The following is a 22,154-nucleotide window of genomic DNA, read 5'->3' as shown; positions in this document are numbered from 1 at the left end:
TACGTCTCTCTGAAACGGCTCTCCACTATACCGCAGCTTCTTCGATCAGGAACAGCGCCAACGGCTTGACTTTGCAATCGCGATTCTGTTTGAATTGCGCGGCCCATATTCGGCAGAGTCCTTGCTCGCCTGCATGTGCACTCGCCTCCTGGGTACGGCATGCCCCCTTCACAAGATCCGTTTTATGCGGGGCTCGGCCAAGCCGTTCGCATTGGGACGGAACTGCTGGCTGCGCTCATCGTCGGGGGTGGGCTTGGATGGGTGGTCGATATGTATCTCTTGAGTTCGACTCCATGGGGGCTGGTCATCGGGCTCGGACTGGGCGCCACTGCAGGTATTCGAAACGCGTACCGGTCGGCGCAGCGATGGGAGCAGCAGACCGGCTCCGATAAGCGACGGTAAGGAACGAAGTCTATGGAAGAAAGCCCACTGCATCCGTTTGAGTTGCACAACTTCGTGAACATCACCCTCGGCGGGTTGGATATTTCGATCAACAAAGCCGTGATCATGATGTGGGTCGTCGTGGCCCTCGTCACCGTGTTGATGGTGATGGCCGGCTCCGCGCGGCGGCTCGTGCCGGGCAAGTTGCAGAGCCTGGCCGAAATGCTGGTGGATTTCATTCGCGGGATTATTCTGGATACGATGGGGCAGGGCGGCATGAAATTTTTCCCCCTCGTCGCCACCTTATTTCTCTTCATCCTGTTCGCCAACCTGCTCGGATTGATTCCCGGCGCCTACACGGTCACGAGCCAGATCATCGTCACCGCCGTCTTTGCCGTTGTCGTCTACGGCCTCAGCCTGGTGATGGGGTTCGTGCTCCACGGGGGCAAATTCCTCGGCATCCTCGTGCCGCCCGGGACGCCCGGTTGGCTGTTGCCCCTCATGGTGCCCATCGAATTGATCAGCCAGCTGGCGCGCCCGATCTCGCTGGCCGTGCGGTTGTTCGCGAACATGACGGCGGGCCACGTGATCCTGGGCGTGTTGTTCGGGCTGGCGGTCAGCGGAGGCCTGTTGATCGGATGGCTGCCCTTCGCGTTCACAATCGCCATGAACGGCTTGGAAGTCGGCATCGCATTCATCCAGGCCTACATTTTCACCGTGCTGACCTGCGTCTATTTGGGCGATGCATTCCATTTGCATGGTCATGATGAGCATGCGCACTGACGGGCTGCGGCCTGTTCGCAACTAGGATCTCTTAGACAAGGGAGGAGCGAGGCACAATGGATTCAGCAGCAGCAGCATTGTTGGGTATGGGATTGGCCGCCGCGGGATTCGCGGGCGCCGGTGTGGGGATCGGGTACATCTTCGGCAAGATGATCGAAGCGGTGGCCCGCCAGCCGGAAGCCGAAGGCCGCGTCGGGAAGTACATGTGGATCGGGTTCGCGTTGGTCGAAGCGATCGCCCTCTACGGCCTCGTCATCGCGTTCATCATCATGGGTCTGCGGAAATAGGAGCAGGTTGAGGTCAAGGTCAAGCCTGAGCCAACCTCAGCCGTGAGCCTCAGCTTCATCCTGAAAGGACGGTATGCCGCAGTTTGAAACGCACTTCTTCTCCTCCTTGATTTTCTGGGAGGTCGTCTCGTTTGCGATTCTTTTGTTCCTGCTCTACAAGTTTGCCTTTCCCGGCATTCTGAGCGCGCTGGAGGAGCGGGAAAAGAAGATCAAGGACAGCCTGGATCAGGCCGAGCGTCACCGGTCCGAAGCCGAGCGCCGGCTGAAAGAGTACGAAGCGAAGCTCAACGCGGCCGGAAAGGAAGCGGAAGGCATTCTGGCGGCGGCGAAGGAGCGGGCTCAGCGGCTGTTGGAAGAGAACGAGCAGCGGCTGACCGCCGAGGCGGAGCGGATCAAAGGAGACGCCACCCGCGAAATCGACCACGAGCGGCGGAAGGCCGTGCAGGAGATCCGCAACCAGACCACCGAACTGGCGCTCATGGTCGCCGAAAAGGTCGTGCAGCGCAGCCTGACCGACGCCGACCACCGGAAGTTCGCCGACGAAGCTCTGGACGCCCTGTCCAAATCGTATCAGCGTTGATCGCGCCCGGCGGAGTCACTGGAGACCGATTCCGCCGGGCCGATAGCCTTCCAGATCCACCGTCACGAATCGAAATCCCAGCTGTTTGAGGCCTGCGCTCACCCGCGCGCGGAGGGACGGCTCCAGCAGCTGCGACATGTCCTCCAGAGCCGCTTCGATCCTCGCGATCTCGCCGTGGTCACGGACGCGATAGTGGCGCAGCCCCTCGCGATGCAGCAGCGCTTCCGCTTCCTCCACGCGGCTCAATTTTTCCCTCGTGATGGCGATGCCGCGCGGGATTCTAGATGAGAGACAGGCGGCCGCCGGTTTGTCCCAATTGGACAGGCCCAGCTCTTTCGCGAGCGCGCGGATTTCCGTCTTGGACAGGTCGGCCTCGACGAGCGGGCTCCGCACCCCCCATTCCCGCGCCGCCCTGATCCCGGGACGGTCATCCCCCAAATCGTCGACGTTGGTGCCGTCCACCATATGTTCGGCGCCCCGCTCCTTCCGGATCGCGCCGAGGAGCTGGTACAAGTCGGTCTTACAATGAAAGCACCGTGCGTCGTCGTTCTTCGTAAACGCGGGAATCGCCAATTGGTCGGTCTCCACGATCTCGTGGCGCGCGCCGATTTCCCCGGCCACCCGTTTGGCGACGTCCAATTCGAGCGCCGGAAACGTGGGGGAGACGGCCGTAATCCCGACGGCGCGGTCCTGCAGCTGTTCGTGCGCGACGCGCAGCACGAAGGTGCTGTCGATGCCTCCTGAGTAGGCGACCACCACGGACTGCATCTCGGACAGCAGCCGGCGGAGACGGTCAAGCTTTTGCTGGAGCGGTGCAGACAGCATGGCAACAGTGATCGAGCCGATGTCTAGCGGCCCAATAGGATGTTCAAAAAGGCTGTCCCGCAAGGCCGCAGCGAGCGAAGAGGCGCGGCGTACGTTGTTTGTACGTTGAGCCTCGGAGCGAGGCGAGAACGCAGCGGGCAGCCTTTTTCAACATCCTATTAGTGGCGGACCTTGGCCTTGGCAAGATTCCCCACCACGACGAGCGCATAGTGCTGGGGGTCGAGGTATTGTTTAGCGACGCGCTGGACGTCTTCTTTCGTCACGCGTTCAATCCACTTCGGGTACTGTGTGAAATACTCGAACCCCAATCCGTAAAATTCCACCTGCGCCAGGACCTGCGCGAGCTTGGCCGTCGAGTCGAGCCGCAAGGGGAAGCTGCCCATCAAGAAGGACTTCGCCTCCGCCAATTCCTGATCCGTCACCGGCGCCTCCCGGATCCCTTTCATTTCCGCCAACACGCCGGTGATGGCCTGGTTGGTCGCTTCCGTCCTGGTTTGCAGGTTGACCCAAAACGATCCCGGCATGGCGCGCGCGTCGTAATGACTCATGATGCCGTAGGCCAGGCCCTGCTTGTCGCGGATGGAATCCATCAGCCGCGACGAGAAACCGCCGGCGCCGAGGATGTGATTCATCACCGTCACGGCGTAAAAATCCGGGTTGGTCCGGCTGATGCCGCCATGGCCCAATACGATCGTAGATTGGGTCAGATCCTTTTCGATCAATTGGACGGCTTTCTTCTCGATGGGAGGCGGTTTCTTGGCGGCGCGGACCGGCGGCGTGCCTTTTTTCCACCCGCCGAAATGTGTTTGGACCAACGCCGCCGCCTGCTCCGCGGTGATGTCGCCGACAATGGCGAGAATCACCTGATTGGGAATGTATTCTTTGGCATAGAAGCTTTGGACGTCCGCCAGGGTGACTTTGGCCAAGGTCTCTTCCGTGCCGTTCACCGGCCAACGGTAGGGATGGTTGTGGAACACGAGCTGATTGAAGGCCTTCATCGCGACATGGCCCGGATCGTCATTGTCGCTGGCGATCTCTCCGAGCACCTGCGCGCGCACCCGTTCGAATTCCTGCTTGGGAAAGGCCGGGCGCATGAGGATGTCGGCCAGCAGGGTAAAGCCGAGGTCGATGTCTTTCTTCAAGACGCGGGCGGAGGCGGTCGTAAAATCCTCGGTGGCTTTGGCCGCCAGCGACCCGCCGACAAAATCGATCTGCTCGGCCAGCTGCTTGGAGGTTCTGGTGGTCGTGCCTTCGTCCAACAGACTGGCGACCAGGTTCGCCAGGCCGGCCTTCTCCGGCGGATCTTGCGCGGATCCGGTCTTGACCATCGCATGGATCTCGACGATCGGCAAAAAGTGCTGTTCCAGCACGAGCACGGTCATGCCGTTCGGCGTCGTGAACTTGGTCGGCGACAACTCTGCGGGCGCGGCGAAGGCCGGCGGGCCGTTCCACCAAGCCGGCGATCCCAGCAGCACGGCCGCGAGGCCTGCGTGGAACACGCGGACCATTGACCGCAGTCTGGTCTGAGGAGCGGGACCGGGCATGTTACGACTTTCCTTGGGTGGCGGCGGTGGGGAGGGCTTCCGCCGGTTTCGGCGGAAGGGGAATCAGGATGCCGACGGTCCGGTTATCTTCCGTCAAATACTGTTTCGCCACCCGCTGGACATCTTTGGCGGTCACGGCGCGAATCCGTTCCAAAAACTGATCGACGCGGCGCCAGCCCGCTCCGACCGTCTCGGCCTGTCCTAAGAGCATGGCATTGCGGAAGTTGGAGTCTTGCTCGAACACGTGGGCCGCCTCGACCTGGTTTTTCGCCCGCTGGAGCTCCAAGTCGGTCGGCGGTTCATGCTGCAGGCGGGCGATCTCGCGGTGAAGCGACTCTTCGACCGCTTCCACTTTCTGCCCGGGGCTCACCAGCGCATAAAAATAGAAGAGGCTCGGGTCGGTCTGCATCAAGCTGTATTCGGCTCCGACGGCGAGCGAATTTTTCTGGTCATAGACGAGGCTCTGGTACAGACGCGAGCTTTTCCCCCGCGACAGGATGGATTCCAACACATCGAGCGCATAGGAGTCGTCGCTCGCATAGTTCGGCACGCGGAAGCCCATCATGACGAAGGGCACTTGGGCTTCCCGCTTGAGCAGAAAGCGGCGCTCCCCCCGCTGGTCCGGCTCCGGCGGCAACGCCTGTTTCGGCGTCGGTCCTTTCGGGATCGGTTCGAACAGCCGCTTGATCGTGGGCAGCAGGGTCTCGGCCTTGATGTCGCCGACCACGATCAGCGTCGCATTGTTCGGCGAGTAAAACGTATCGTAGTGCCGCTGCAAATCGTCGAGCGACATGGCGTCGAGATCGGCGAACCAGCCGATGACCGGCCAGTGATAGGGATGACTGAAAAATGCCTGGGCAAACAACGCCTCGACGAGGGCGCCCTGCGGGTCGTCTTCGGTCCGCAGCCGGCGCTCTTCCTTGACGACTTCGCGCTCGGTTTGGAACTCGGCGTTGTCGAGCAGGAGACCTTGCATCCGATCGGCTTCCATTTCCAGCGCGAGCTCCACCCGATCGGCGGCGAGGTTCTCGAAGTAGGCGGTGAAATCCTGGCTCGTGAAGGCGTTGTCGACGCCGCCGTTTTTCCGGACGACCCGCGAAAACGTCCCCTTGGGATACTTGGCCGTGCCCTTGAACATCATGTGCTCCAGCATGTGGGACAGACCCGCCCGGCCCATGACCTCGTTGCGGGAGCCGACCTTGTACCAAACCTGGACGGTCGCCACCGGAGCCTTGGGCACTTCCACGAGGAGCACTTTCATGCCGTTCGACAGGAGGTATTCGTGCGCGTCGGACGCCGTCGACGGAGAGGCGCCTGAGAGGACCACGAGCGCCACCGCGATGGTCATGAAGAGGAGACGATTGAGGATTGAACGCATCATGAAGGAGGAAGAAGTACGAACGGCATGCTAGCAACGGGATTCAACGGGTGTCAAGGCAAGCGGTGCCCGGCTGTCGCGCGCGCCGCCCAACTGGCCGCAGGCCCCGAGGACATCCCGCCCACGGCTCTTGCGAATGAACACATCGAGGCCCGCCCGCTGCAATGCGGCTTGAAACTGCAGCACCGCGTCGTCGGTCGGACGGCGGAAGCGGCTGCCGGGAAATTCGTTGAAGGGAATGAGATTCACTTTGCACCGAAGGCCGGCGAGCAATCGGGTGAGGCGCTGCGCGTCCGCCGGCTGATCGTTGACGCCGGAGAGCAGCACATACTCGAACGTCAGCCGGCGATGCGGCGGCAGGGGATACCGCCGGCAGGCGGCCAGCAAGGATTTCAACGACGCGATCTCGCTCACGGCCGGCATCAGGTCACGGCGCTGGTCTTCAGTGGTGGCGTTCAACGAGATGGCGAGATTGACGCCCAGCGCGGCTACCTCCTTGAGCCGGGAGGCGAGGCCGGCAGTAGACACCGTGATCCGCCTCGGCGACCAGCCGAGTCCCCAGGATTGGTTCGTCAAGCAGTGAATCGCCGTCGCGAGGGCTTCAAGGTTTGCCAACGGCTCTCCCATTCCCATAAAGACGAGATTCGTCAGGCGCTCGCCGTCACGGAGGTGATCCTGAGCGGTGAGCACCTGATCGAGAATCTCCTGCGATTTCAGATTGCGGCTCAGGCCCATCGTGCCGGTGAGACAAAACGCGCAGTCCAACATGCACCCCACCTGCGTGGAGACGCAGAGGGTGAGGCGATCCTCGTCGGGAATCAATACGGTCTCGATCGTCTTGCCGTCCTCCAGAGTCAGCAGCAGTTTGCGGGTGCCGTCCTGCGATTCCAACACGGTACAGTTGGTTGACCGGCCGATCGTCGCAATTTCCAAGAGCCGCTCCCGCTCTCGGATCGACAGGTCCGTCATGTCCGCGATGGACCGCACGCGCCGCTGATAGAGCCAGCGGAGAATTTGCCCTGTGCGGTACCGAGGCCAGCCGCGAGCGGCGACGAGCGCCGCGAGCTTCGGCTCACTTAAGGTCAGAAGGTCGATGGAAGTTGAAGGGTTCTTCATACGATCGTGCCGGAGTTTCCCTGCAGCCTATCACACCCGGCTGCCGACGTTCTCCCTTGCAGCCGGATCGGCTATACTGGGCCTCATCGATGAAGACGCATCGGCGCATATGCCAGTTCTTTCCGTCGCTGGCCGCGGGCTGTATGGTCGCCGCTCTGTGCCAGTTCGACCCCATCACCGAGGCGGCGCAAGTCACCTCCCCGCTTCCCGCAGAGAGCTGTGCGTCCGGAGAAGACTGTTTCACCGCTGCCGCTTGGCCCAAAGAACGGCTTGGCAATCAGTTGACGAAGGATCAGGTGGCTGCGCTCAAGCTGGAGCGGCTGCGGCGCGTGATGGAGCGGTACCCGGCGTCCCTCTGGGCCAAACGCGCCGGCTTGCTCTCGGGCGTGCTGCTCATCGAACGGAATCCGGCCGCTGCCATGCAATTTTTGCGGGCCGCCCAGCGGGACTTCCCCTTGCTGGATGACTATGTCCGCTGGTGGATGGCCGAGGCGCTGCTCCATTTGGGGGACGCCGCGGAAGCGGCGCAGTTGTATGAATCGATCCCGCAGGCGGTGCCCGAATCGAATCTGCTCCATCTGATCACTCTGCGCGCCGGCGAGGCCTGGTATCAGGCCTCCCGTTGTCCGGAAAGTGTCGCATGGTTGACCAAGGGCCTCGGTGTCAACGAGAAGGAGCCGCAGGCTCCGCTCGCCTGGCTGCGGCTCGCAGCCTGCTACCTTCGCGAGAACCGCTTGCCGGAAGGGCGCGACACCTTGAAACAGCTCTGGGTGAAGTATCCCTACTCCAAGGAGGCGAAGGAAGCGGAGGCGCTGCTCGCGACCAATCTCGGCGGCGAATCCTGGTCGCCCCAGCCGGTGGACCGCTATGGGCGAGCACAGGCCTTCCTTGGACAGGCCTTGCATGCCGAGGCGATCGAGGAATTGAAAAAGTTCCTGACGGGAGATCCGTCGTCGCCGCATCGGGGTGAAGCGCGACTCAAACTCGGCGTCGCGCAAGTCCGCCTCAAATTGTATGACCAGGCGCGCGAGACGTTTCAGGCGCTCGTTGAAGACCAACTCCCGCAATCGGATGAGGCGACGGTTTGGCTGGCGCGTGTGTACCTCCGCCAAGCGCTGGGCGCGAAGCTGCTGGATCTGAGCCGGACATTGTCCAAGCGGAATCTGTCGCCGGAACAAAAAGGGCAGATTCATCTGTTCGCCGGGATGTGGTTGGAGGATCAAACCCAATTCGACGAGGCCATTGCGAAGTATCGGCTCGTGGCCAAATCGGGGGAGCCGGCCTCTCAGCGCGCCGAGGCGCAGTGGCGCGAAGGGTGGGTATTCTACCGCACGGGGCGCTACCAGCAGGCGATCGATGTGTGGCAGCAGATCATCGCCCAGCGGGACGGCGACTTCGAGCCGCAAGCGCTCTACTGGACCGCGCGGTCGTACGGGCATCTTGGGGTGCCCAAGGCGCACGACGCCTACCGGCATCTCTGCGAACGTTACCCCTATACTTATTACTGTCAGCTCGCGCGCGAACGGGTCGATATTCCGTTGCCGGCAAGCCCGGAGCCGGAACCTCCACCGGTGCTGGCGGCCTCGGGTGAGGTGGCCGCGACCGACGCGGTCCCGTCGTCTCCCGCCGCCCGGACCACGATCGAGCAGCAGCCGGCGTACCGCCGCGCGATGGAGCTCAAGACACTCGGTCTCGATCAGGACGCGGCCCGCGAGCTGACCGCGCTCACCGATCGCTATGCCCGGGAACCGGAGACTCTCATGGCCTTGTCGGTACTCCTGAATGAAGTGGGCGCGTACCATTATGCGCTCCGCCTCGCTCGCGCGCGGTTTCGCGACAAGCTGGAGCGCACCGGCGGGCCGGTGACGCCGGGCTTGTGGAGCGTAGCCTATCCGACGGGTTTGATCCCCACCATTCAAGCGCACGGCTCCAACGGCCTTGATCCCTTCTTGGTGGCGGCGATCATCCGCGAGGAGAGCCAATACGACGGACGGGCCGTCTCGCGCGTCGGGGCCATCGGCTTGATGCAGGTGATGCCCGCGACCGCCAACGCGGTAGCTCAGCGCCATCAATGGCCGGCGATCGGCCGGGAAGACCTCTTCGACCAGGAGACCAATATCCGGATCGGGGCGCGATATGTGGAGCACTTGCTGGGGCAATTCGCCGGGAATGTCATCCATACCATCGCGGCCTACAACGCCGGTCCGATCGTGGTCGGAACCTGGACGGCCGCCCATCACGGTCGAAGTCCGGACGAGTTCGTGGAGCTGATTCCGTTTCAAGAGACGCGGCAGTACGTAAAGCGGGTGCTCCGAAGCTACAAGGAGTATGTGCGGCTGGCGGCGCGGGCAAGACCGGTTTCTTGACAAGGTATAGTGAACTTTTTATAGTGCGCCCCAATTCATTGGGCTAGGAAGGAAACACGATGGCATTGGATCGTCTGGATGCGTTGGAAACCCGGATTCGTGATCTCGTCAAGTTGGTGCAGGAGTTGAAACGGAAAAACGCCTCGCTGGAGGAGGAGATCAAAACGGCCCGGCAAAAATTGGCGTCGCAGGACGACCTCAACCGCCGCTGGGAAAAGGAACGGATCGACATCAAGTCGCGGATCGAAAAAGTGATCGGCGAAATCGAGTTGTTGGAGTGCGTGGAGGATCCCAAGGAGGTGGCCCTTGACTAAGACCATTGACGTCGAGATCTACGGCCAACGGTACTCGATCCGGGGGGACGCCGATGACGCCTATATCCGCCGGCTGGCCCACTTTGTCGACGACCATATGAAACACCTGGCCGAGGGGATGAAAACCGCGACGCCGTCCAAGTTGGCGGTGCTGACCGCCATCAACATCGCCCATCAATTGTTCGAATCGGAGAAGAAGCGGGCGCAGGGCGAAGCGGATGTCGAGCGGAGGATGGTGACCCTGATGGAATCCATCGAGGAGCAAATGCCGACCTCGCTGTTCCGCTGAGGGAGCCAGTTTCGCCTTGCTTTCATGGGGTGCCTTTGTTATCGTGACCCTTAAGTAAGACTGACGCGTCGTGGTGAAAGACGATCGGTCATGCGGGAGTATCAACTGGACTTGCCGACTCAACCGGAAACAGGCGTTGTGAGCGCAACAGAGAATCTCTGGGCCTCGATGTGCAATGCGTTGGTGCGGTGCATCGTCACCCTGTGGAGCTATTGGACACAGCGGTTCGTGCGGAACTTGCGGCGGCGGACGAGGGGTCTTCTCCTCGTCAGGCCGGCAGGACACCCGCAACCCCTGCCAGTTCGAATCCTGACCCCTCTTGAGCGGCGAGATCGGAGAAGGCGCCGCATCATATCCGGAGGAGCCGGCAGGAGTGTCACCGACATTGCGCGAAGAGCCGGACCTGTTCCTGAGTTTCTGAGCTGAGTGCTGTCCATCACCTCCTGAGCCGCCTCGTTCTCTCCACATCACGTCGTCGACGACCGTCAACAAGATGTGCCGTACCGGGCATCTGTGCCCGGTCATTTCGAGAAGGGGGTGACTCCCATTTCTACCTCAATCGTAGTCTATATCCTCTGTGTGCTGGTGGGAGCCCTGGTTGGTGTAGGGCTCTACGAAGTGGTCCGGCGCAATCTGGCGTCGGCCAAGCGGGCCGAGTTGGAAGAACAGGCCAAGCAGGTGGTGCAGCAGGCCCAGCGTGAGGCCGAGAATGTGTTGAAAGAGGCGCGCCTGGAGGCGAAGGATTTGGTCTTCCAAGCCAAGTCCGAATTGGAGAAGGAGCAAAAGGCGAAACTGGCCGAGCTCTCGACGGTGGAAAAGCGCCTGATGCAGCGCGAGGAGGGCCTGGATCGAAAATTGGCGGCGCTCGAGAAACGGGAAAGCGAGTCGCAGCGACGCGATCAGGAAGTGGCCCGCCGCGAGGAAGGCCTGCTGGCGAAAGAAGCCGCTTGCGCCAAAGCCGAGCGGGAACATCGGGAGGCGTTGGAACGGGTCGCCGGCATGACCGCCGACGAGGCGAAGAAGCAACTGATCGTGGAGATGGAAACGCAGGCACGGCTCGATGCGGCGGGGATCGCGAAGCGGACGATCGAAGAGGCGCGTGAAAACGCCGAACGTGAAGCGCGAGAGATCATCACGACGTCCATCCAGCGGGTCGTGCGGGATTACGTCTCCGAATCGACGATTTCGGTCGTGCCCATTCCGAACGACGCCATGAAAGGCCGGATTATCGGGCGGGAAGGCCGTAACATCCGCGCGATCGAGGCGGCCACCGGCATCGATCTCATCATCGATGAGACGCCGGAAGCGGTCATCATTTCCGGCTTCGATCCGCTGCGCCGTGAAATCGCCAAAGTCTCGCTTGAGCGGCTGATGCATGACGGACGGATCCATCCGACGCGCATCGAAGAGATCGTCGAAAAAGTGAAGGCCGACATCGACAAGCTGATGTACGAAGAAGCCGAAAAAATCATTTTTGAGCTGGGCCTGTCCGATTTCAATCCCGAGCTCATCAAAGTGCTGGGGCGGTTGAAGTATCGCACCAGCTACGGGCAGAACAATTTGTATCACGCCCGGGAAGCGGCCTATATCTGCGGGATCATGGCGTCCGAGTTGGGGCTCGACGTGCGTCTGGCCAGGCGCGGCGCCTTGTTGCACGACATCGGCAAGGCGGTCAGCCACGAGGAAGAGGGACCGCACGCCATGCTCGGCGCAGAGCTCGCGAAGAAGTACGGCGAGTCGCCGAAAATCGTGAACGCGATCGCCGCCCATCACGAGCAGGTCGAGCCGATTTGCCCGGAAAGCGTCCTGGTGGCGGCGGCGGAAGCGTTGTCGGCGGCCAGGCCGGGAGCGAGACGGGAGGCCTTGGAGTCGTATGTGAAACGACTGGAAAAGCTCGAATCCCTGGCGACGGGACAAAAGGGTGTACAAAAGGCTTATGCCATCCAGGCGGGGCGGGAAATTCGCGTGATCGTCAGGCAAGAAGACATCACCGACGCGGAGTCGTTCCAGTTGTCCCGCGATCTGGCCAAGAAGATCGAGCAGGAGCTGACCTACCCGGGCCAAATCAAAGTGACCGTCATTCGCGAGAGCCGGTACGTGGAGTACGCGAAATGAAGGTGCTGTGCATCGGCGACATCATGGGCGAGCCGGGACGCCGGGCGGTGGCCCGCGCCGTCCCGCGCCTCGTCGCGCAGCGGCAGGTCGATGTCGTCATCGGGAACGGCGAGAACGTGGCCGGCGGGTTCGGCATCACGCCGGAGCTGGCGGAAGAATTGTTCGACATGGGATTGGCCGTCATCACGACCGGCAACCATGCTTGGGACAAGAAGGAAGCGCTCGACTACTTCTCACGCCAACCGCGGCTGCTCCGGCCGGCCAATTATCCGGCCGGTGTGCCGGGAAACGGCAGCGTGGTGGTCGAATCGGCCGGAGGCGAGCGACTGGCGGTGCTCCAGCTCATGGGACGCGCCTACATGCCGACGATCGACTGTCCGTTTCAAACGGCGAAGCGGGAGGTGGCCCGCTTGAAACGGGAGACATTGGCGGTGATCGTGGACATGCATGCGGAGGCCACGTCCGAAAAGATGGCCATGGGCCACTATTTGGACGGCGATGTCACCGCCGTGGTGGGGACCCATACGCACGTCCAGACCGCCGACGAGCAGATCCTGCCCAAAGGGACCGCGTACATTACCGACATCGGCATGACCGGCCCTCTGCATTCGGTGATCGGCGTGAAGAAAGAGCTCGCGATCGAGAAGTTTTTGACCGCCATGCCGCGACGCTTTGAAGTGGCTTCCGGCCCGTCGGTCTTCTGTGCGGTGCTGGTCGAGCTCGACGCCCGTTTGGGCAAGGCGATCGCCATGGACCGCATCCGCATCCTTGATTGACAGCGCGGGTCTCGCCGTCGGCTCGACCGGAAGGAGACGTCCAACGAGCTTCCATACCCGTTTCTCGGCGACGCTACGCGATTCCTCCCCCAGACGGATCCTCACCGTCTCGGAGTTGACCGGCCTCGTTCGTGCGTCTGTCGAGAGCGGCTTCTCGGACGTGTGGGTGGAGGGTGAGGTGTCCAACCTCCGCGCCCCGGGCTCGGGCCACCTCTATTGCACCCTGAAAGACGATACCTGTCAGATCCGGGCGGTGATATTTCGGTCGACCGCCTCGCGGTTGCGATTCGCGCTGGAAGACGGGCTCTGTCTCGTGACGCGCGGGAAGGTCACGGTCTACGAGCCGCGCGGCGAATATCAAATCGTGCTGGAGTACGCCGAACCCAAGGGGCTGGGCGCGCTGCAGTTGGCATTCGAGCAGTTGAAGCAGCGTCTGACCGCCGAGGGGCTGTTCGATCCGGCGCGCAAACGACCGTTGCCCTACCTGCCTCGGACGGTGGGGCTCGTCACGTCGCCGACCGGGTCCGTCGTGCGGGATATGATCACGGTGTTGCACCGGCGCTGCCCGAATCTGGGCATCCTCGTTGTGCCGGTCGCCGTACAAGGCGAGGGTTCCGTCGAGCAGATCGTGGAAGGGATTCAGGCCTTAAACGATCTGGAGCTGGCCGACGTCATCATCGTGGGGCGGGGAGGCGGATCGTTGGAAGACCTGTGGAGCTTCAACGACGAGCGGGTCGTGCGGGCTATTGCCGCGTCCCGTCTCCCCATTGTGTCCGCGGTCGGACACGAGACAGACGTGACGTTGGCCGATTTTGCCGCCGATATGCGGGCCCCCACGCCGTCGGCTGCCGCCGAAGCGGCGGTGCCCGTGTTGAGCGAGGTGCTGAACCGTCTTGGCGAATTGGACAATCGCTGCCGGCAGGCCATGGTCCGCCGCTGTGCCGACGAGCGGCGCCGATTGGCCCTGTGCTTCGCCCATCTCGCGCGCCTTCGGTTCACGCTGTTGGCGGCGGCGCAGCACGTAGACGGAGCCGTCTTGCAGATGGCGCAGGCCCTGCGCAATCTGGTGAAGCGGAGACGGGAGCAGGTCCATGCGGCCACCCATGGACTGATAGCCGCCAGTCCGCAGGCGCGGGTGCATCACGGTCTGACGTTCATGCCCCACCTGTTCGCCCGCCTGTGCAAGGTGATGGGGCATCAGTTGGATCGCCGCAGGCGGGAAGTCGAGGCCTGCATGGATCATCTGCATCATTTGAGTCCGCTCGCCATCCTGAGCCGCGGGTACAGCATCGTGGAGAGCCTTCCCGACCGCCGTGTGATCCATGAGGCCCGACAAGTGGAGATAGGGCAAGACGTCTTGGCGCGGCTGGCTCAGGGACAGTTGCGATGCACCGTGCGGGAAACCATCTCCGATCCGTCGGTTTGAAAACCCCGACCGACCCGTTATAATGACCTTCGCGTCCTGGAGGAACACACAGTGGCCGGCGTGAAATTCGAACAGGCGATGGCGCGGTTGGAAGCCATCGTCGGTGAGTTGGAAAAGGGCGATCTGCCGCTCGATGAATCCCTGAAGATTTTCGAAGAAGGCATCCGACTGTCGAAAAACTGCCTCAAAGTCTTGGAAGAGGCCGAGCGAAAGGTCGAGGTGCTCGTGCAGGACAAGAACGGGAAGAAGCAGCTGCGCGCTTTCTCGCCGGATGAGGACGAGGGCGAGGAGCCGCCGTCCCTCTAAATCGGTCCTCGGCGTCATCCCTCCCACAATCGCTCTCCTTGGTGTCGATGGCTTCGAAAGCCGGTCTTTCCAAAGATCGTCTCGATCATGTGCTGGTGATGCGGGGTCTGGCGCAGAGCCGTGACGCCGCGCTCAGAATGATTCTGGCCGGTGCAGTGACGGTGGACGGCGCGGTCGTCGACAAGCCGGCGAAATCGGTTTCCGCCGATGCCTCCATTTCGATTCATCAGTCCGGTGCTCGTTTTGTCGGCCGAGGCGGGGAGAAATTGGCTGCCGCGCTGGACAGAGGCGCCGTTGATCCTCGGGGAGTCGTGTGTTTGGACGTCGGTTGTTCAACCGGCGGATTCACCGATTGCCTGTTGCAGCGGGGAGCCGCGCGGGTCTATGCGGTCGACGTGGGATACGGGCAGTTCGACTGGCGGCTGCGCCGGGATCCGCGCGTGATCCTGCGAGAGCGGACCAATATCCGGTACATCGATGCGGCGACGATTCCCGAGCCGGTCGCGCTTGTGGTGATCGACGTGTCGTTCATTTCACTCAAGAAAGTGCTTCCTCCCATCGTGCCGTTTCTCCGTCCAGAGGCCACGCTCATCGCGCTGATCAAGCCGCAGTTCGAGGTCGGAAAAGGGCAAGTCGGCCGGGGCGGGATCGTGCGCGACGAGGCGCAACGACAGTCGGTGCTGCAGCACATTCTAGCCTTTGCAGGGGGACTCGGCTTCCAGGTGAAACAGACCCTGGACTCGCCGGTCAGGGGGAAGAAAGGGAATCAGGAAATTTTGGCGATTTTTACGTACCGCCCCCTTATTTGTGATATGAAAGAGGAGTCTGCTGTCAACGCGTCATAAGTCGGCTGGAGGACTCGATGAAGGTCTTGGTCACGGGGGGGGCGGGATTTATCGGATCGCATGTGGTGGATCGGCTGGTCGAGGAAGGACATCAGGTCATCGTCGTCGATAATCTGTCCTCCGGCAAGCGAAAGAATGTGAATCGCGCAGCCAGCTTGTACAAAGTCGACATTCAAAGCAGTCGTTTGGAACGGGTGTTCCGCAACGAGCGTCCGAACATCGTGATGCATCTAGCCGCACAGATCAACGTGCGTAAGTCCGTCGAGGATCCGATCTTCGATGCGCAAGTCAACATCCTGGGAACCATGAACGTGCTGCAACAAGCCGTGAAGCATGGAACCCGCAAGGTGATTTTCTCCTCCTCCGGCGGTGCGATTTACGGCGAGCAGGAAATCTATCCGGCGCCCGAGTCGCATGCGACCAACCCGATGTCACCGTACGGCATCAGCAAACTGTGCGGCGAACATTACTTGTCGTATTTTCAACGGACCAGCGGGATCCAGGTCGTCAGTCTTCGCTACGCCAACGTCTACGGGCCGCGGCAGGATCCGGAAGGGGAAGCGGGCGTGATCTCGATCTTCCTGCAAAAGATGCTGAACAACGAGCAGCCGATCATTTATGGGAACGGGCGGCAGACCAGGGATTTCGTGTTCGTCGACGATGTCGCCGAAGCCAACTTGGCGGCGATGGGGCAGGACTCGCACGGGATCTACAACGTAGGAACCGGAACGGAGACCTCGATCAATGAATTGTTCCGGATGCTGGCGGGTCTCACCGGCTCGCCGTGCAAGGAAGTGCACGGACCGGCGAAGCCGGGAGAGCAGATGCGGAGCGTCGTCGACCCGACCAAAATCAAGCAGGAACTCGGCTGGGACTCGCGAGTCGAGTTGGCCGAGGGGCTCAAGAAAACCGTCGCCTACTTCCAGGAGAAGATGGGCTAGCTCCGGTCGAAGGGGCTCGGCTAGTATCTCGGCACGGCACCGTCCACCTGAACGGACCAGGCGTCGATTCCGCCGACCAGGTTCTTGACGTTGGAGAACCCTTGCTGGAGGAGAAAGCCTGTCGCATCGGCACTCCGCATCCCATGGTGACAGTAGGCGATGATCTCCGCATTCCTGTCCAGTTTCGAGAGCGACTGAGGCAAAGTACCCAACGGGATTAAAACCGAGCCTTCCAGCTTGGCTAATGAATGCTCCCAGGGCTCCCGGACATCCAACAAGACCAGCTTTTCACCTTTATCCAGCCTGGCTTTCAGTTCTTTCGGCATGATGGAAAAACTCATGTCGACCTCCTCGTACTTGCTATCCGACGCAGCATGATAAGTGACTGAGAAAAAGGCTGTCAATCCTGAAGCGGCCAACTCCATCCTTCCAGGCGCCATTTCTTGTACAAATTTGTCAAAAATTTGTTCTGGTGCAGCATTTGGATGACAGTACCCTACATCAGTTGAGAAGTCTCTGATGGGCTGCATGATGATAAGGCATTGAATTTACATGAACTGTCAAATATTTGGCTACTGCTAAAAGGCACAGATGTTGCTCAGTACAGGGATGCAGGACTCTGGAGCGAGACACCTTGCTTATTCGAATGGACCTTGGGTATCGTCGGCCTTTATGGGTGACGCTCCTCATCAGGTTCTGATTGTGTTTGTCACCGCCGAATCGCAGATGGAGGCGGAAAAAATCTCCAATGCGGTCGTGGAATCTCATGCGGCAGCTTGTGCCACGGTTTTTCCCGGCGTCCGCTCGCTGTACTGGTGGGAAGGAAAGTTGGTAAACGAGGAGGAATCGGTGGTGCTGTTCAAGACGACGGCCGATCGGTTTCCAGAACTACAGAAAATCATCCGGGCTACCCACTCATATAAAGTACCGGAGATCATTGCCGTTCCTGTCGCAGCAGGGTTACCACAATATCTTGAGTGGGTACGCGCAGAGACAGCACCATATGGTGAGTGACGAAGGGCTCTGATTTCATTACTGTCATAAGGGTTGACCATCGGGGGCGAGATAGGTAGACTCGTCAACATCTCGAGCCGGGTCCTCCCGAACATGAGGGAGTGAAGGTCATGGGTCAGACGCACAGCCAGGAAAACAGCGACGCCTATACCGTGGTGATCTTCCGCGGTTCGACCGCCAAACCGCTTCGGTTCAGCTTTCCCAGGAAGTTTGTTCGTAAGCTCTTGATTGTTGGATGTTTACTCATTCTTGCCGATCTTCTGGTCATCTCTCATTACGTTATTCGAACAGGGGAGGTCTGGGAGTTATCGGCGTTTCGCACCGAAGCGATGAGCGCCCGTGAGCAAACGGCCGCCTTTGCCTCAGCCATAGATGACCTCAAAAAACGTATTACGACGATGAAAGAGGTCAATCAGCGGCTGCGGGTCATGCTCGGTATTGAAGTTCCTAAGACTGGCGATATGGTCAATGGCCGGGGTGGTGAAGAGACCCCGCTCCCAGAAGGCAGCACGATCCCGAGTCAGCTATCCATTCGCAAGTCCAGCTTGGACTTGAAGGAAGAATCTTCTTCCGGCGGTGTCCATGAAACCCTCCAGGGAGACTCGGAAGCGGTCGAATCGGTCAAGGAAGGCCTTCATTGGCTCACATCTGAAGCGACTAACCAGGAACGGATTTTGGCGGAGTTGTCACAGGCTGCCGAGCAGCGCTCTTCCCGGTGGGCCGCCACTCCATCCATCTGGCCGGTCAAGGGCTGGGTGACGTCGGGATTTGGCCCGCGCATTTCTCCCTTTACCGAAAAGCCGGCTTGGCATGACGGGCTGGATATCGGCGCTGCTCCCAACGCCCCAGTTCAGGCCCCGGCTCAAGGGCGAGTCACAGCGACCGGGTTCGATCCCAAGCTGGGGAATATCGTCAGACTGGACCATGGATACGGCATCGAGACGCTGTATGGCCATCTGGCGAAGGCCTTGGTGAAAGAAGGGCAACGGGTCAATCGTGGCGATGTAGTGGGCTTGGTCGGCAGCAGCGGCCTGGCAACCGGTCCGCACCTTCACTATATGGTCAAGGTGAACGGTCAGGCGCTGGATCCCAACAAGTATATTCTCGAATAGCGAACCCGGTTATCTCCTTCCCTTCAGCCCCTCTCATCCATTCGAGGGCCCCTTATGTGAGACCGTCGGGGGAAGCCTCGTGGTATAGTGACTTTCCCGCTTAGCGGCCGCATCATCGAGAAGGCTGGATCTTGACCGACCTCCAAATCGCTCATTCCGTCCGACCCAGACCCATTCTCGAAGTCGCCAAGGAGTTGGGCCTCCAGCAAGAGGAACTCACCCTCTTCGGCTCCCACAAGGCGAAGATCTCCCTCAAAGTTCTTGAGCGCCTCCAGGCTCGCAAGCTGGGTCGGTATATCCTGGTGACCGCGATCAATCCGACCCCTCTCGGTGAGGGAAAGACCACGACATCGATCGGCCTTGCCATGGGACTGACGCGCCTGGGCCATCGCGCAGTGGTCACGTTGAGACAGCCGTCCTTAGGTCCCGTGTTCGGGGTGAAAGGCGGAGGCACGGGCGGAGGACATGCGCAGGTCATTCCCATGGAGGATATCAATCTCCATCTGACGGGCGACGCCCACGCAGTCGCGGCCAGCCATAACCTCTTGTCCGCCTTTCTCGACAATCATCTGTTTCAGGGCAACCAGCTCGCGATCGATCCCAGCCGGGTATCCTGGCCCAGGGCGTTGGGAGTCAGTGATCGAGCCCTCCGCGAGATCACGCTGAGCGGCGAGACGGGAAACCGGTCGGCCCGGTTCGTCATTACGGAAGCCTCGGAAGTGATGGCGGTCTTGGCCCTGGCCCGGGACCGGCTGGATTTACGGGAGAGACTGGGGCGCATCCTGGTAGCCCTGACGACGTCGGGCCGACCTATTGTCGCTGAAGAACTCGGCTGCGCCGGTTCAATGGCGGTCCTTCTCAAAGATGCGCTCGAGCCCAATCTGGTGCAGACATTGGAAGGAACCCCCGCCTTCGTCCATACGGGGCCGTTCGGCAACATCGCCCACGGCAACTGCTCGGTGGTCTCGGATGCGATGGCACTAAGATGCGCCGACTTTGTGGTTACGGAAGCAGGGTTCGGCAGCGACCTGGGGGCCGAGAAGTTCTTCAACATCAAGTGCCGCGCCTCGGGGTTGAAGCCCGACCTTGCCGTCGTGGTCGCCACGCTACGGGCGCTGAAGCTTCACGGGGGCGGAGGACCGGTAAAGGCCGGCGCGCCGCTGCCGGTGAGTTTGACGGGACCCAACCAAGACGCCTTGGCGAAAGGATTCGCCAACCTCGAACAGCATATCGCCAATGCCCAAGCGCACGGCGTGCCTGCCGTCGTGGCGGTCAATGCGTTTCGGGATGATCCGCCGGCGGAACTCGCCTGGGTGCGCGATCAGGCGCTGAAAGCGGGGGCGGCGGGTGCCGCCGTCTCGACCCATTGGGCTGAAGGGGGCAAGGGGGCCGAAGAACTGGCGTCGGCGGTCGTGCGGGCGTCCGAGACGCCCTCTCAGTTCACTCCACTCTATGAGCTCTCGTGGCCGCTCTCGAAGAAAATTGAAACCATCGCGACGAGGATCTACGGGGCGAAGGGGGTTGCGTTCGAGCCGGAAGCCGAACGGCAGCTTGAGACGGCCGAGAGACTGGGCTTCGGCCGGCTGCCGGTGTGCATGGCGAAGACGCCCTTGTCTCTTTCACATGATGCGGCGGTGAAAGGCCGGCCGGCCGGGTTTACGGTTCCGATCAAAGAATTGCGGGTTCTGGCTGGAGCGGGATTCGTGACGGCGGTCTGCTCGGGCATTCAGCTCATGCCGGGTCTGCCGAAGAAGCCGGCCGGAGAACGGATCGACCTGGATCCTGAGAGCGGCGAGATCGTCGGGCTCGCCTAAAGCGCGGGTTAGCGTTGCTTCAAGTAACGGAAGAATTCAGAGTCGGGGCTCATCACGAGTGTGGATTTGTCTTTGAACGTTTTCTTGTAGGCGTCCATGGAGCGGGTAAATTCGAAGAATTTGGGATCTTGCCGGTACGCGTCCGCGTACACTTTGAACGCTTTGGCATCGCCCGCGCCTCGCAGTTCCTCAGCCTGTTTGTACGCCTCCGCCAAAATAATCTCTCGGTCTTTTTCGGCTTCTGAGCGGATTTTTTGCGCTTCCTCCGCCCCTTCGGCTCGGTACTGCTTCGCCTGACGCTCCCGCTCGGCCTGCATGCGGGCAAAGACGGCCTTTTCGTTCTGCTCCGGGAGATCCGCCCGCTTGATTCTCACGTCCTGGATCTCGATGCCATAGGGAGAGGCCTTTTCATTCGCGCGCTGCGTGACAACCCGCATCAATTCCGCCCGCGTCGTCGAGACAATCTCGGCCAACTCATGCCGGCCCAACTCGACGCGGAGTTCCGAATAAATGATGTCGTGGAGGCGTTGGAGCGCGCCGCGCTGGCTCTGGAAATTCTGGTACACCTTTAAAGGATCCGTGATCCGCCACTTGGCGAAATTGTCGAGGAGCAGGGTTTTCTTATCTTGCGTGATCACGTCCTGCGCGTCGGAATCGTAATCAAGGAGCCGTTTGTCGAAATAGGTCACTTCCTCAAAGAAGGGGATTTTGAGGTAGAGTCCCGGTTCGGTGAGGTTGCGCACCGGTTTGCCAAGCTGTACGACGATAGCATTCTGGGTGACGTCGACGACGAAGAACGGCGCCGCCCCAAGAAGGAACAGTCCGGCCACGACCGCCGCCACGGCGATGATGAGTCCCTGCCTCGTCACGGTTTGTGGTCCTCCTCCGGCGCCGCTGCCTTCGGCTTCATGCGATCGAGAGGAAGGTAGGGAAGCACGCGGTCGCCTCCCTTGCCGTCGAGAATCACTTTGTCCACGCCCGGCAGGATCTCTTCCATCGTTTCGATGTAGATCCGTTTGCTGATGATGTCTTTGGCCTGATTGTACTCCTTCAGCGTGGCGAGAAAGCGATTGGCTTCGCCTTGCGCCCGGTTCAGTCTCGCCTGCGCATAGCCTTTTGCTTGGTTCACCATCTGCGCCGCTTCACCCTTCGCCTTCGGCAGAATATCGTTACGGTAGCCCTGCGACTGGTTGATCAGTTTCTCCCGGTCTTCCCTGGCGTTCGTGACGTCCTTAAACGCGGCGGCGACCGCTTCGGGCGGGTCCACATCTTGAAGCTGGACGGCGGCGATCTGCACGCCGGCCTGGTATTGGTCAAGAATCGTCTGCAAGAGCGCTTGCGTGTCCTGCTGGATTTGCGCTTTGCCGGTGGTCAAGGCTTCGTCGATCTTGCTTTTGCCGACCACTTCGCGCATCGACGCTTCGGCGGCTTTGACGATGGTCTCCTGAATATCCGCGACGTGAAAGAGATAGCTGGCGGATTCTTTGATCTTGTATTGCACGATAAATTCGATCGCCAGAATGTTCATGTCGCCGGTGAGCATCAACGCTTCTTGCGGAAGCATCTGTTGGCGGCCTTGCCGATCGGTCCGAAAGCCAACTTCCACGCGATGGAGCTTTTCCACTTTGGGTTGCAGCACGGATTCGATCAATGGAATCTTGAGATGCGGCCCCGGTCCGACGGTCCTGACCGGGATCCCAAAACGCTTGACGACGCCTTCTTCATCCGGCGCGACGATAAAGGCGCTTTGCCAGACCAGAAAGATGAGCAGTGCGGCGAGGAGGAGGCTTCTGATTCCGCCGGAGGGAATCAAATGTTTGAATTGAGACGCTTGCCTCAGCACGTCCTCGAGGGAATCGCCTCTTTTGCTCCAGGGGTCTTTGGGATCCCAGACCATGCAGGATCGTCGTCCTAAGGTGTCATGCCGAGGAATGAAGCGGGA

Annotated in this window: 23 protein-coding genes; 16 read left to right on the top strand and 7 right to left on the bottom strand. The window is 60.8% G+C overall.

Annotated features, from left to right (window positions below; all coding sequences use genetic code 11):
• The first annotated feature begins 159 nt into the window (after nucleotides 1-159).
• From NITMOv2_RS23015 to atpF, 4 genes are all read left to right on the top strand, one after another.
• Entirely contained in the window at nucleotides 160-402 is a 243-nt protein-coding gene (locus NITMOv2_RS23015; RefSeq protein WP_083448207.1) for an AtpZ/AtpI family protein, read from the top strand.
• Between the two features lie 12 nt (nucleotides 403-414).
• A complete protein-coding gene (locus tag NITMOv2_RS19230; protein ID WP_053381402.1) occupies nucleotides 415-1,164 on the top strand; it encodes a F0F1 ATP synthase subunit A in 750 nt (249 codons plus the stop codon).
• Nucleotides 1,165-1,220: 56 nt separating this feature from the next.
• Nucleotides 1,221-1,451, top strand: coding sequence for an ATP synthase F0 subunit C (gene atpE / locus NITMOv2_RS19225; RefSeq protein ID WP_053381401.1), 231 nt, complete (start codon nucleotides 1,221-1,223; stop codon nucleotides 1,449-1,451).
• A gap of 73 nt (nucleotides 1,452-1,524) precedes the next feature.
• Nucleotides 1,525-2,031 (top strand): F0F1 ATP synthase subunit B, encoded by a 507-nt coding sequence (gene atpF, locus NITMOv2_RS19220; protein WP_053381400.1) that lies wholly within the window; start codon nucleotides 1,525-1,527, stop codon nucleotides 2,029-2,031.
• 15 nt (nucleotides 2,032-2,046) lie between these two features.
• Here atpF and larE read toward each other — a convergent pair whose 3' ends face one another.
• The 4 genes from larE to rlmN form a co-directional block, all read right to left on the bottom strand.
• Entirely contained in the window at nucleotides 2,047-2,856 is an 810-nt protein-coding gene (gene larE / locus NITMOv2_RS19215; protein WP_053381399.1) for an ATP-dependent sacrificial sulfur transferase LarE, read from the bottom strand.
• Nucleotides 2,857-3,014: 158 nt separating this feature from the next.
• Nucleotides 3,015-4,400 (bottom strand): M16 family metallopeptidase, encoded by a 1,386-nt coding sequence (locus NITMOv2_RS19210; protein ID WP_053381398.1) that lies wholly within the window; start codon nucleotides 4,398-4,400, stop codon nucleotides 3,015-3,017.
• Nucleotide 4,401: 1 nt separating this feature from the next.
• Nucleotides 4,402-5,781 carry a M16 family metallopeptidase gene (locus NITMOv2_RS19205; protein WP_238590395.1) on the bottom strand — a complete coding sequence of 460 codons (1,380 nt, stop codon included), beginning with the start codon at nucleotides 5,779-5,781 and terminating at the stop codon, nucleotides 4,402-4,404.
• Between the two features lie 27 nt (nucleotides 5,782-5,808).
• Entirely contained in the window at nucleotides 5,809-6,894 is a 1,086-nt protein-coding gene (gene rlmN / locus NITMOv2_RS19200) for a dual-specificity RNA methyltransferase RlmN (RefSeq protein ID WP_053381397.1), read from the bottom strand.
• Nucleotides 6,895-6,983: 89 nt separating this feature from the next.
• Here rlmN and NITMOv2_RS19195 point away from each other — a divergent pair, with 89 nt between their 5' ends.
• The 9 genes from NITMOv2_RS19195 to NITMOv2_RS19155 all read left to right on the top strand — a co-directional run bounded on the left by NITMOv2_RS19195 (nucleotide 6,984) and on the right by NITMOv2_RS19155 (nucleotide 16,272).
• Nucleotides 6,984-9,260: a lytic transglycosylase domain-containing protein gene (locus NITMOv2_RS19195; RefSeq protein ID WP_053381396.1), complete on the top strand. Its 2,277-nt coding sequence runs from the start codon at nucleotides 6,984-6,986 to the stop codon at nucleotides 9,258-9,260.
• Between the two features lie 59 nt (nucleotides 9,261-9,319).
• Complete coding sequence (zapB, locus tag NITMOv2_RS19190; protein ID WP_053381395.1) at nucleotides 9,320-9,574, top strand: cell division protein ZapB; 255 nt, start codon at nucleotides 9,320-9,322, stop codon at nucleotides 9,572-9,574.
• Nucleotides 9,567-9,863 (top strand): cell division protein ZapA, encoded by a 297-nt coding sequence (locus NITMOv2_RS19185; RefSeq protein WP_053381394.1) that lies wholly within the window; start codon nucleotides 9,567-9,569, stop codon nucleotides 9,861-9,863. Before zapB ends, NITMOv2_RS19185 begins: the two co-directional genes overlap by 8 nt.
• Before the next feature lie 546 nt (nucleotides 9,864-10,409).
• On the top strand, nucleotides 10,410-11,978 hold the full coding sequence (gene rny / locus NITMOv2_RS19180; protein WP_187299453.1) for a ribonuclease Y: 1,569 nt from the start codon (nucleotides 10,410-10,412) through the stop codon (nucleotides 11,976-11,978).
• Nucleotides 11,975-12,754, top strand: coding sequence for a TIGR00282 family metallophosphoesterase (locus tag NITMOv2_RS19175; RefSeq protein ID WP_053381393.1), 780 nt, complete (start codon nucleotides 11,975-11,977; stop codon nucleotides 12,752-12,754). Before rny ends, NITMOv2_RS19175 begins: the two co-directional genes overlap by 4 nt.
• Nucleotides 12,681-14,180, top strand: a complete 1,500-nt coding sequence (gene xseA / locus NITMOv2_RS19170) for an exodeoxyribonuclease VII large subunit (RefSeq protein WP_274519484.1) — start codon at nucleotides 12,681-12,683, stop codon at nucleotides 14,178-14,180. Before NITMOv2_RS19175 ends, xseA begins: the two co-directional genes overlap by 74 nt.
• A 51-nt stretch (nucleotides 14,181-14,231) precedes the next feature.
• Nucleotides 14,232-14,486, top strand: coding sequence for an exodeoxyribonuclease VII small subunit (gene xseB / locus NITMOv2_RS19165; RefSeq protein WP_053381392.1), 255 nt, complete (start codon nucleotides 14,232-14,234; stop codon nucleotides 14,484-14,486).
• Nucleotides 14,487-14,533: 47 nt separating this feature from the next.
• Nucleotides 14,534-15,331, top strand: coding sequence for a TlyA family RNA methyltransferase (locus NITMOv2_RS19160; protein ID WP_053381391.1), 798 nt, complete (start codon nucleotides 14,534-14,536; stop codon nucleotides 15,329-15,331).
• A gap of 17 nt (nucleotides 15,332-15,348) precedes the next feature.
• Nucleotides 15,349-16,272, top strand: coding sequence for an SDR family oxidoreductase (locus NITMOv2_RS19155; protein WP_053381390.1), 924 nt, complete (start codon nucleotides 15,349-15,351; stop codon nucleotides 16,270-16,272).
• Nucleotides 16,273-16,292: 20 nt separating this feature from the next.
• Here the strand turns inward: NITMOv2_RS19155 and NITMOv2_RS24555 are convergent, their stop codons facing one another.
• Nucleotides 16,293-16,802 carry a rhodanese-like domain-containing protein gene (locus tag NITMOv2_RS24555; protein WP_238590394.1) on the bottom strand — a complete coding sequence of 170 codons (510 nt, stop codon included), beginning with the start codon at nucleotides 16,800-16,802 and terminating at the stop codon, nucleotides 16,293-16,295.
• A gap of 142 nt (nucleotides 16,803-16,944) precedes the next feature.
• Here NITMOv2_RS24555 and cutA point away from each other — a divergent pair, with 142 nt between their 5' ends.
• The 3 genes from cutA to NITMOv2_RS19135 all read left to right on the top strand — a co-directional run bounded on the left by cutA (nucleotide 16,945) and on the right by NITMOv2_RS19135 (nucleotide 20,212).
• A complete protein-coding gene (gene cutA / locus NITMOv2_RS19145) occupies nucleotides 16,945-17,286 on the top strand; it encodes a divalent-cation tolerance protein CutA (protein ID WP_053381389.1) in 342 nt (113 codons plus the stop codon).
• Between the two features lie 110 nt (nucleotides 17,287-17,396).
• On the top strand, nucleotides 17,397-18,398 hold the full coding sequence (locus tag NITMOv2_RS19140) for a M23 family metallopeptidase (protein WP_053381388.1): 1,002 nt from the start codon (nucleotides 17,397-17,399) through the stop codon (nucleotides 18,396-18,398).
• Nucleotides 18,399-18,526: 128 nt separating this feature from the next.
• Complete coding sequence (locus NITMOv2_RS19135) at nucleotides 18,527-20,212, top strand: formate--tetrahydrofolate ligase (protein ID WP_053381387.1); 1,686 nt, start codon at nucleotides 18,527-18,529, stop codon at nucleotides 20,210-20,212.
• A gap of 8 nt (nucleotides 20,213-20,220) precedes the next feature.
• Here the strand turns inward: NITMOv2_RS19135 and hflC are convergent, their stop codons facing one another.
• Together hflC and hflK are read right to left on the bottom strand one after the other, a co-directional pair.
• Entirely contained in the window at nucleotides 20,221-21,081 is an 861-nt protein-coding gene (hflC, locus tag NITMOv2_RS19130; RefSeq protein ID WP_053381386.1) for a protease modulator HflC, read from the bottom strand.
• A complete protein-coding gene (gene hflK / locus NITMOv2_RS19125) occupies nucleotides 21,078-22,109 on the bottom strand; it encodes an FtsH protease activity modulator HflK (protein ID WP_053381385.1) in 1,032 nt (343 codons plus the stop codon). The genes hflC and hflK overlap by 4 nt, the downstream gene beginning before the upstream one ends.
• Nucleotides 22,110-22,154: the final 45 nt, after the last annotated feature.

The organism is Nitrospira moscoviensis (assembly GCF_001273775.1).
In the GTDB taxonomy this organism is placed as follows: domain Bacteria; phylum Nitrospirota; class Nitrospiria; order Nitrospirales; family Nitrospiraceae; genus Nitrospira_D; species Nitrospira_D moscoviensis.
This window is presented reverse-complemented; position numbering and strand designations above follow the sequence as displayed.